Origin of the sequence: Cryobacterium sp. Sr3 (genome assembly GCF_004402835.1) — a bacterium.
Taxonomy (GTDB): Bacteria; Actinomycetota; Actinomycetes; order Actinomycetales; family Microbacteriaceae; genus Cryobacterium; species Cryobacterium sandaracinum.
Genome location: NZ_SOFA01000036.1, coordinates 167,954 through 177,305, shown reverse-complemented (window position 1 = coordinate 177,305; position 9,352 = coordinate 167,954). Strand labels below are relative to the sequence as shown.

At 65.3% G+C, this 9,352-nt stretch carries 8 protein-coding genes and 2 pseudogenes; 7 read left to right on the top strand and 3 right to left on the bottom strand.

Features of this window, described 5'->3' with window-relative positions; translation table 11 throughout:
- The 3 genes and pseudogenes from sufC (E3N94_RS11280) to fdxA all read left to right on the top strand — a co-directional run.
- A pseudogene (gene sufC / locus E3N94_RS11280) lies at window positions 1–443 on the top strand (Fe-S cluster assembly ATPase SufC); the annotation flags it as partial.
- The gene (locus E3N94_RS11275; protein WP_104193717.1) at window positions 440–799 is read left to right on the top strand and encodes a metal-sulfur cluster assembly factor; all 360 of its coding nucleotides are present in this window, start codon (window positions 440–442) and stop codon (window positions 797–799) included. The pseudogene sufC (E3N94_RS11280) and the gene E3N94_RS11275, both read left to right, overlap by 4 nt.
- A 45-nt stretch (window positions 800–844) precedes the next feature.
- A complete protein-coding gene (fdxA, locus tag E3N94_RS11270; protein WP_134400783.1) occupies window positions 845–1,168 on the top strand; it encodes a ferredoxin in 324 nt (107 codons plus the stop codon).
- Window positions 1,169–1,202: 34 nt separating this feature from the next.
- Here fdxA and E3N94_RS11265 read toward each other — a convergent pair whose 3' ends face one another.
- Window positions 1,203–1,697 carry an aldehyde dehydrogenase family protein gene (locus tag E3N94_RS11265; protein ID WP_134400782.1) on the bottom strand — a complete coding sequence of 165 codons (495 nt, stop codon included), beginning with the start codon at window positions 1,695–1,697 and terminating at the stop codon, window positions 1,203–1,205.
- Window positions 1,698–3,144: 1,447 nt separating this feature from the next.
- On the opposite strand from E3N94_RS11265, the pseudogene sufC (E3N94_RS11250) reads away from it, so the two are divergent.
- A pseudogene (sufC, locus tag E3N94_RS11250) lies at window positions 3,145–3,336 on the top strand (Fe-S cluster assembly ATPase SufC); the annotation flags it as partial.
- Between the two features lie 4 nt (window positions 3,337–3,340).
- Window positions 3,341–3,670, top strand: coding sequence for a metal-sulfur cluster assembly factor (locus tag E3N94_RS11245; RefSeq protein ID WP_134570246.1), 330 nt, complete (start codon window positions 3,341–3,343; stop codon window positions 3,668–3,670).
- A 60-nt stretch (window positions 3,671–3,730) separates the two neighbouring features.
- Here the strand turns inward: E3N94_RS11245 and E3N94_RS11240 are convergent, their stop codons facing one another.
- A complete protein-coding gene (locus E3N94_RS11240) occupies window positions 3,731–5,410 on the bottom strand; it encodes a molybdopterin-dependent oxidoreductase (protein WP_241987115.1) in 1,680 nt (559 codons plus the stop codon).
- An 851-nt stretch (window positions 5,411–6,261) separates the two neighbouring features.
- Window positions 6,262–6,585, bottom strand: coding sequence for an OsmC family protein (locus E3N94_RS17250; protein ID WP_241972940.1), 324 nt, complete (start codon window positions 6,583–6,585; stop codon window positions 6,262–6,264).
- A gap of 384 nt (window positions 6,586–6,969) precedes the next feature.
- On the opposite strand from E3N94_RS17250, the gene E3N94_RS11230 reads away from it, so the two are divergent.
- Together E3N94_RS11230 and E3N94_RS11225 are read left to right on the top strand one after the other, a co-directional pair.
- On the top strand, window positions 6,970–7,620 hold the full coding sequence (locus tag E3N94_RS11230; protein WP_134401623.1) for a TetR/AcrR family transcriptional regulator: 651 nt from the start codon (window positions 6,970–6,972) through the stop codon (window positions 7,618–7,620).
- Between the two features lie 59 nt (window positions 7,621–7,679).
- On the top strand, window positions 7,680–9,278 hold the full coding sequence (locus E3N94_RS11225) for an ABC-F family ATP-binding cassette domain-containing protein (RefSeq protein ID WP_104102190.1): 1,599 nt from the start codon (window positions 7,680–7,682) through the stop codon (window positions 9,276–9,278).
- Window positions 9,279–9,352 lie beyond the last annotated feature (74 nt).

The following is a 9,352-nucleotide window of genomic DNA, read 5'->3' as shown; positions in this document are numbered from 1 at the left end:
AGCTGGATCAAGGATGTGCGCGAGTCGATGAAGCAGCTCCGCATGGACAAGTCCTTCGCCGAACGCAACGTGAACGAGGGCTTCTCCGGCGGTGAGAAGAAGCGCAACGAGATCCTGCAGCTCGAACTGCTGAAGCCCCGCTTCGCGGTGCTCGACGAGACCGACTCCGGCCTCGACGTCGACGCGCTCAAGATCGTGTCGGAGGGTGTGAACNCGTCGACGCGCTCAAGATCGTGTCGGAGGGTGTGAACCGGGCCAAGGAGCACACCGGCCTGGGTCTGCTGCTGATCACGCACTACACCCGCATCCTGCGCTACATCAAGCCGGACTTCGTGCACGTCTTCGTCGACGGCCGGATCGCCGAACAGGGCGGCCCCGAACTCGCCGACCGCCTCGAAGACGAGGGCTACGATCGCTTCCAGAGCGCCGACGTCGCCCGATGAGCCTCGGGACAACCGCACTGCAGTCGGCGGAATCGACCCTGGGCGCGGCGCGGTTCGATGCCGTCCAGGAGGCCCTCAAGGATGTGATCGACCCGGAACTCGGCATCAACATCGTCGACCTCGGCCTGATCTACGATCTGGGCTGGGACGATGAAAACGATGCCCTGATCATTCACATGACCCTGACCTCGGCCGGCTGCCCGTTGACCGAGGTGCTCGAGCAGGAGATCGGCGTCAACCTGGACGGCATCGTCGACCAGTTCCGCATCAACTGGGTCTGGATGCCGCCGTGGGGCATCGACAAGATCACCGACGACGGCCGGGAGATGATGAGCGCTCTTGGATTCAACATCTAGCCAGCCCGTTGCGCCGATTCGACTGAGTCTGACCGGGGCGTGCCGATGACCTATGTGATCGCCCTGCCCTGCGTCGACGTGAAGGACCGTGCCTGCGTCGACGAGTGCCCGGTCGACTGCATCTACGAGGGTGAGCGCTCGCTCTACATCCACCCCGACGAATGTATCGACTGCGGCGCCTGCGAGCCGGTCTGCCCGGTCGAGGCCATCTACTACGAGGACGACGTGCCCGAGAAGTGGGCCGAGTACTACAAGGCCAATGTCGAGTTCTTCGACGACATCGGCTCGCCCGGCGGGGCGGCGAAATCCGGCGTGTTCCAGAAGGACCACCCGATCATCGCCGCCCTGCCCCCGCAGATGCGGCCCTGATCCTGCCGCGATCCTGAGCGCACCGCCGTGCCGGCTACGAGCGGATGCGGCGGTGCACCGACTGCGGCTTGAGGTAGACGTGCAGACCCTCCAGGCCGAATTCGACGCCGAGCCCTGAGCCATGCCGCCCCGCGAACGGGGCGGCATGGCTTGCGGCGAAGAATTTTATCCCGATCGAGCCCGTGTCCACCCGCGAAGCCACCGCGAGGGCGGCATCCTCGTCTGCGGAGAAGACCGTTCCTCCGAGGCCGAAATCAGTGTTGTTGGCGATCCCGATGGCCTCCTCGAGGCGGTCGAGGCGCAAAATCGACAGCACCGGCCCGAAGACTTCCTCCCGGGCGATCCGCATGCCGGGCGTCACGTCGGCGAACACGGTCGGCGTGACGGAGAAGCCCCGGTCGAACCCGCTGGGCACGTCGCCGCCGGTCGTGGCGCGGGCACCCTCCGCCAGGCCCGACCGGATGTAACCAAGCACCGTGTCCCCCTGCGCGGCGGTCGCGCTCGGCCCGAACACGGTTGCCGGATCCATCGGGTCTCAGATCGCGACGGGGTCGATCACCGGGGTGGTTTGCGGGCGCGGGCGGCGGGCTGCAGCGCCGAGGGGGGAGTTGCGCGATTCCGGCCTGGCTGCGCTCGGCCGTGCCGAGCAGGATCGGCAGGTTGCGTTCGAGCTGGTGGGCGCGGCTGGTCGGCAGCACGATGCCGAGCCCGCCGACGACGCGGCCGTCAGCCTGGAAGTCCGGAACCGCCAGGGAGCCGGAGCCGAGGCGAACCTCCTCCGAGGCGAGCGCGAACCCCTGCACGCGGATCTTCTCGATCTCCCGGCGGAGCTGCTCGTGGTCGGTCTTCGTGAAGGCGGTGCGGGCGATCAGCGTGCCGCCGAGCACGGCGTCCTGCACCCAGTCCTCCTCGACTGCCAGGATGGCGCGCCCCATGGCGGTGGCGTGCATGGGCAGCCGGCAGCCGACCCGGGGGGCCTGCTGCACGCGCCGGGTGCCGTAGACGCGGTCGATGTAGAGCACGTCGGCCCCGTCGCGGATGGCCAGATGCGCGGTCTCCTGGGTGAGGCCGGAGAGGTCCTGCAGGTAGGGGGCGGGCCACGTCGCGCAGCTGCCGCCCCGCGTGCTGGCCGAGTTCCCAGAGGCGCAGGCCGATCTGGTTGCGGCCGCGGGCATCCCGCTGCACGGCGCCCCACTCTTCGAGCTCGCCGAGCAGGCGGCGCACAGTGCTCTGTGGCAGCCCGCCCTCGGCGCAGATCTCGGAGAGCGACCGCGGTGCGGCGGGGTGCGGCACCCCCGTTCTGTTACCCCCTGAAGTCCCCCCACGTGCGACAGATTGCGTTTCGGATAACGTGGAGGGTGTGACCCACACCGCCCGCGACCTCGGAATCTCCGCCACCCCAGCCGCCCGGCCCGGGCTGCACGCCTGGCGGAACGCCGTGTTCGCACTCTTCTTCATTGCCGGACTCGCACTGGCCACCTGGATGTCCCGCATCCCGGCCGTGCGAGACGGCCTCGAGCTCTCGACCGCGCAGGTGGGCATTGTCATCTTCGGCCTCTCGGCCGGGTCGGTGATCGGCCTGGTGGCGGCGGTCGGGCTGCTCGCCCGCCTCGGCGCCCGGCGCGCCGTGGTGCTCGGCGTCGCGATCTCCTCGGTCGGGCTCATCACGGCCGGGGTCGGCACGAGCCTGCTGGGGTCCACCGAGCTGGTCTTCGCCGGGCTGGCCCTGGTCGGTTTCGGGATGGGCTCGGTCGACGTCATGATGAACGTCGAGGGGGCGGCGGTTGAGCGGGCGATCGGCAAGACGCTGATGCCGCTGATGCACGCCTGCTTCAGCCTCGGCACCGTGGTCGGCGCACTGGCGGGCGCGGGGGCATCCTTCGTTTCGTTGCCGGTGTTCTGGCACCTGGCCGGGGTTGCGCTTCTCGTGCTCGCCACGGCCGTCGCCGGGGTGCGGTATATCCCGGTGCGAGCNCCGGGCCAAGGAGCACACCGGCCTGGGTCTGCTGCTGATCACGCACTACACCCGCATCCTGCGCTACATCAAGCCGGACTTCGTGCACGTCTTCGTCGACGGCCGGATCGCCGAACAGGGTGGCCCCGAACTCGCCGACCGCCTCGAAGACGAGGGCTACGATCGCTTTCTCACCGAATCGAACGTAGGTTAGGCGCATGGTTTCCACGCTGCCCCCGGCGCGCTTCGATGAAATCGAAGAGGCGCTCAAAGACGTCATGGACCCGGAACTCGGTATCAACGTGGTCGACCTCGGGCTCATCTACGACCTGGGCTGGGACGATGAGAACGAAGCCCTGATCATCCACATGACCCTGACCTCGGCCGGCTGCCCGCTGACCGATGTCCTCGAGGAGCAGACCGCCGAGGCGTTGGACGGCGTCGTCGACCAGTTCCGCATCAACTGGGTCTGGATGCCGCCGTGGGGTCCCGAGAAGATTACAGACGACGGCCGCGACATGATGCGGGCCCTCGGCTTTTCTATCTGAACTTCCCCTAACGCACGCGAAAACCCCGATCTCTTCCGGAAATCGGGGTTTTCGCGTGCGTTAGATGGACTGCCGATAGCCGAAGAACTCATGGTCGTTGTGGTACCCACCAAACCCCGCACCGATCTCAGAGAAGTCCTCAACGAACTCGATTCCCTTGATCCACTTCACCATCTTGAAACCCAGCTGCGTTTCGTTGCGCAACCGAAGCGGTGCTCCATGCCCGAAAGATAGGGTCTGCCCGTTGAGGTCATAGGCGAGCATGGTCAGTTTGTAGCTCATCTGCTCGATGGGTTGGGCGTCGTAGTACGTGCCACCGTCCGGACCCGCCGCGAAGGAATAGAAAATGACCCATTTCGCCTCGGGTTTCGGCTGCACCAAATCCAGGATCGTCTGCATTGAGATTCCGCCCCACTTCGCGACCCCTGACCACCCCTGAATACAGAAGTGCTGGGTGATCTGATCGTGATGGGGGAGAACCTGCAACTGTGCGAGGTTCAAATCGACGGGGTTCTCGACGAGCCCGTTGACCCGCAGTGTGTAGTCCGCGAAGTTGCCCGCTCGAAGCGCCTGGTATTCCTCGGAGTCCGGGTATTTGCCGTTATGCCAGAAGTACGGTGAAATGTCCTTCTCCGTGTACTGGCCGGGGTTCGCGTCGATGTGTTCAAATAGGCGCTGCGCGCGACCGATCAGCGCGAAACCGACCTTCTGCACCACACGAGGATGCCGATAGGTGAAAGGCGTGGCTGCGAGCCATCCTCCGATGACGACGACCATCGAAGCCGCGAAGATCCCGATGCCGACCCACGATTCACTGTCCTGAGACGCATACATGTGGTTGAGGTTGCGCAGGGCCCCTGTGGTCATCACCAGGGTGACGTGCACAACGATGAACATGACGAACCAGCAGAGCACGAAGAAGTGCAGCGAACGGGCCACCTGGATGCTGAACACCGAGCTGATTTTGCGGAAGCGGGTCGACAGTGCGGGGGACATGCCGAGGCCGGTGACCAGGGCGAGAGGTGCCGCAATGAAAATGGTGATGAAGTAGGCGATCAGCTGCAGACTGTTGTAGTTGGTCCACCCGCTCTCGGCCGGCCAGTTCAAAGACAGGTACTGAAGGGCGGCCGACGCGGCGTTGGGGACGACGTCCCAGCTCAGCGGGACCACGCGCATCCACTGCCCCGTCGCAAAGATAAGAACGCAGAAGATGATTCCGTTGAGCAGCCAGACCGTATCGACGCCGAGGTGCCACCACCGTGCGAGACCGATGGAGTGACGGCGCCCCGGCAGCCCGACACCATCGGGCAAGGTGATTGAGTCCTCCTTCGCCGTGTAGAGCGGATCGCTCGGCACCGGCTTCTGCATGCGAAACCAGTCCTTACCCGGTGTCGAGTGCCGGGTCCAGTACAGCCGCGGATGGTCCGCCATGATGCTGACACCGGACCGGATGATGAAGATCATCATGAAGAGGTTCAGGAAGTGTTGCCAACCGACCCACGCCGGGAACCCGACCGGGGCGTTGTCGGGCAGTGCAGTCGCTCCCGGATACTGGCTCATGAAGTCCTGCACCGCGGGCATCTCCCGCAGCCCCTTGGCAATGGCGATCCCCACGATCAGCAGGACCAGTCCAATGGGTATCAACCACAGCAGATTGAACCACTTGTCCGTGCCGATCCGCACCCGCGGGGCAACGCCGTACTGGGCAGGGACCCGGCCGGCCCAGTGGTCATCCACCACGTGGTACCGCTTCGTGTCCAGTTCCTCCCGAAAACTTTTCCGCGTCCCCCCTGCTCCAATGTCTGTTGCAGGAATATTTCGATCAATCGAGTTTGTATCCATACCGTCCCCATTTGAGAAGCAGGACGCCTCCCCAACCGTGTCGGGAGTGCGATCTACAGCACCGTTATGCCCATCTCCTGCTTGCTGCCTGCAAGTATCCTCTTATTAAACGGAATATATTCCGCATTAATCCGGTTAAGCCCCCGAAGGAGTCGATCCGTGCCCTCGGCTTCTTCATTTGATCCACTCCTGATCCACTCCTGATCCACTCCTGATCCACTCCTGATCCAGTCACGTCGAAGGGGCACCGGCCATCTGGCCGGCGCCCCTTCGACGTGTCCTGGGCGGTGATCCGATCCTGGTCACTCGTCCGATGTGTTCTCCTCCGTGCCCATTTCCCGAGCGCCCGTCTCAGCGGACGACGCCAACTCAGACGGCTCCCAATTCTCCAAATCGATTAGGGACGGGTGCGGCCAGACGTCGGTCTCACCCTCCTCGAACATGTCGCCCGCAGGGCTGATGGTTTCCTGTTCCTCATCTGAGCCGGACGGGGGAGGCCCGTCCGGGTTCGGTTGGGGGTGATGCGGCTGATTCGTGGTCCATCGTCGACCTCCTCACATTCGTGCAGCGACCGCTGCGGCTGCAGCTGCAGCCGACGGTAGGCCTCCGCCCTGTTCGCCGCGAGACGAGTGGGTGACTGCTTCACGGCGCACGTCGTGGAAGCCGGCGGATGGCCTATCGTGCGTCAGCTTCCACACGGTGCGCCGCGGGACGCGACAGGCCTGACCACCGGTCGGCATCGGATGCGGCTACGCCTTCGTGACGATGACGGACGCGGGAGAGGGGTTCGCGAACAGGTCGAGAACCGGGCAGTGCGCGTCGACGGTTGCCCGCAGCTCCTGGTAGCGCTCATCGGATTCGGGACCGGTGATGGTGATGTGGAGGCGGATCGCTGAGAAGCCGGCCCGCACGTCCTCGCTTATGCCGAACAGTCTCCGCACGTCGAGGTCGCCCTCCGCGGCAATCTCGATCTCGTCGACCTGGATGCCCAGCCCCTGGGCATTGAGGCGGTAGACGACCACCTGGCATGAGAGCAGGGCGCCGAGCGCAATCTCGACGGGGCTGGCCGCCACAGCGTCTCCGGCCAGTGTTCCGGGCTCGTCGGCGGGGAAGACATGCTTGCCGGCCGTGATGCGGGTGGCGACCGAGCCCTCGCCGGCGGCCGTGACCCGGTAGGTCAGTTTCTATTTCGACGCGTCAGCGCTGATGCGCTCACTCCAAGCGGTTCCGGCGGCGCTGAGGCGGCCAGCACGATCTTCGGCACGGGGGGAGAGTGCGGCGGGCGTCTGCACGAGTGTCATGCCTAACCATAGGAGGCCAGTCTGGCCAAAGCACCCCGCCCGGTCACACAACGTTATGGCCGAGCGCTTCCGCATGGTTCCCGGGCCGAAATGCACCCCTTTAGAATTTCATTCCAGTGTTTAGAATGATCTTCTAAGAAGAAGGGTGAAGTCCTGATGAGCATCAAATCGCGCCGGGAGGCTCAGTCGCGCGAGACCCGCACCTTGATCGTGCGGGCCGCGCTCAAGCTGATGCTTGAGCGAGGGTACATTTCCACCACTCTCGGCTCGATCGCCGCCGAGGCAGGCGTCGCGGTGCAGACCATCTACAACTCGGTCGGTGGCAAAGCCGCCGTTCTCTCCGCCGTGCTCGACCGCGTGGCCGCACGTGCACACGAACAGGAAGCCGGCCCCCCACCGCTGCGCAGTCAGATCGCCGAAGCGCGCACGGCCGCCGAGATCGTCCGAATCCTGACCGGCTGGATCGCCGACCTGAACGCCCAGACGTCCGGGGTGCACCGCGTGATCGCCCAGGCGGCCGGAGTCGATGCAGACATCGCGGAGCTGGAGATGCGGCGTTCCGCCCAGCGACTTCTCCAGTACGGCGAGGTCGCGACCGCGCTGCGCTCACGGCACAGCCTGCGCGGGGGAGTGAGCGACCACGAGGCGGCGGCGACGGTGTGGGCGCTCGGGCATCCACAGGCCTACCGGTCTCTGGTCCTCGACCTCGGCTGGTCGGATGCCGCTTACCGGGACTGGCTGGCGAAGGCGCTCCAGGGGGCACTTTCGCTTCCGGGCGCACACCGAGGCGCAACCGATCAAATATAGTGGAGAGTTGGCCCGCTTCGGCCAGAAAATTCTACGACTCCCCTGAACGGACTGTTGCTGTGCTGAGTGTGCAAAATCTCGAAATCCGAGTTGGGGCGCGCGTGCTCATGGAAGACGTCAGTTTCCGCGTTTCCGCCGGTGACAAGATCGGCCTGGTCGGCCGCAACGGGGCTGGTAAGACGACACTGACGAAGACTCTGGCGGGTGAGACAGTTCCGACCAACGGCTCGATCGACCGCACCGGTGAAATCGGCTATCTGCCCCAGGACCCCCGCTCGGGCGACCCGGACATGCTCGCTCGGACCCGAATCCTGGATGCCCGCGGCCTCGGCACGATCTCCCTGGGTCTTGCCCAGGCCGGTATCGACATGGGCAGCGACGACCCCAAGACCAGCGCCAAGGCCATGCGCACCTACGGCAACCTCACGGATGAGTTCAACGCGCTCGGCGGCTACGCGGCCGAGGCGGAAGCCGCGTCGATCGCCAGCAACCTGAACCTTCCCGACCGCATCCTCGACCAGCAGTTGCGAACCCTGTCCGGCGGACAGCGCCGCCGCATCGAACTCGCCCGTATCCTGTTCTCGGCCGCGGAAACGATGATCCTCGACGAGCCCACCAACCACCTCGACGCCGACTCCGTGGTCTGGCTGCGGGAGTTCGTCAAGAACTATCGCGGCGGATGCATCATCATCAGCCACGACATCGAGCTGGTCGGCGACACGGTGAACCGGGTGTTCTACCTCGACGCCAACCGCATGGTCATCGACATCTACAACATGAACTGGAGGAACTACCAGCGGCAGCGCGTGGCCGACGCGGACCGTCGTAAGAAAGAACGCGCCAACGCCGAGAAGAAGGCGTCGACCCTCCAGCTGCAGGCCGCGAAGTTCGGCGCCAAGGCGAGCAAGGCTGCCGCCGCCCACCAGATGGTGGCGCGCGCCGAGAAGCTCCTGTCCGGACTGGACGCCGTGCGGGCAGTCGACCGCGTCGCCAAACTGCGCTTCCCCGAGCCCGCCCCGTGTGGGCGCACCCCGCTGATGGCCACCGACCTTTCCAAGAGCTACGGCTCGCTGGAGATCTTCGCGGCCGTGGATCTGGCCATCGACCGCGGCTCGAAAGTGGTCATCCTCGGCCTCAATGGTGCGGGCAAGACCACACTGCTGCGCATGCTCGCGGGCGTGGATAAGCCGGACACCGGAGAGATCGTGCCCGGCCACGGCCTTCGGATCGGCTACTACGCGCAAGAGCACGAGACGATCGACGTCAAGCGCAGCGTGCTGGAGAATATGGTGTCCTCCTCGCCCAACATCACTGAGATGGAGGCGCGCCGGGTTCTGGGCTCGTTCCTCTTCACCGGCGACGACTCGCACAAGCCCGCCGGGGTTCTGTCCGGTGGCGAGAAGACCCGGCTGGCCCTGGCCATGATCGTGGTGTCGGGCGCCAACGTTTTGCTGCTCGATGAACCGACTAACAACCTCGACCCGGCAAGCCGCGAGGAAATCCTCGACGCCCTGGCGCACTATGCCGGGGCTGTCGTCCTCGTGAGCCACGACGAGGGCGCTGTCGAGGCGCTGAACCCCGAGCGCGTGTTGATCATGCCCGATGGCACTGAGGATCACTGGAACAAGGACTACCTTGATCTGATCATGCTCGCCTGATCACCCTTCCTGAGCAAAGCACTGCCCGGGCCGACTGGCCCGGACGTTCGTGTCTCCGTGTCCTTCTGACCTGC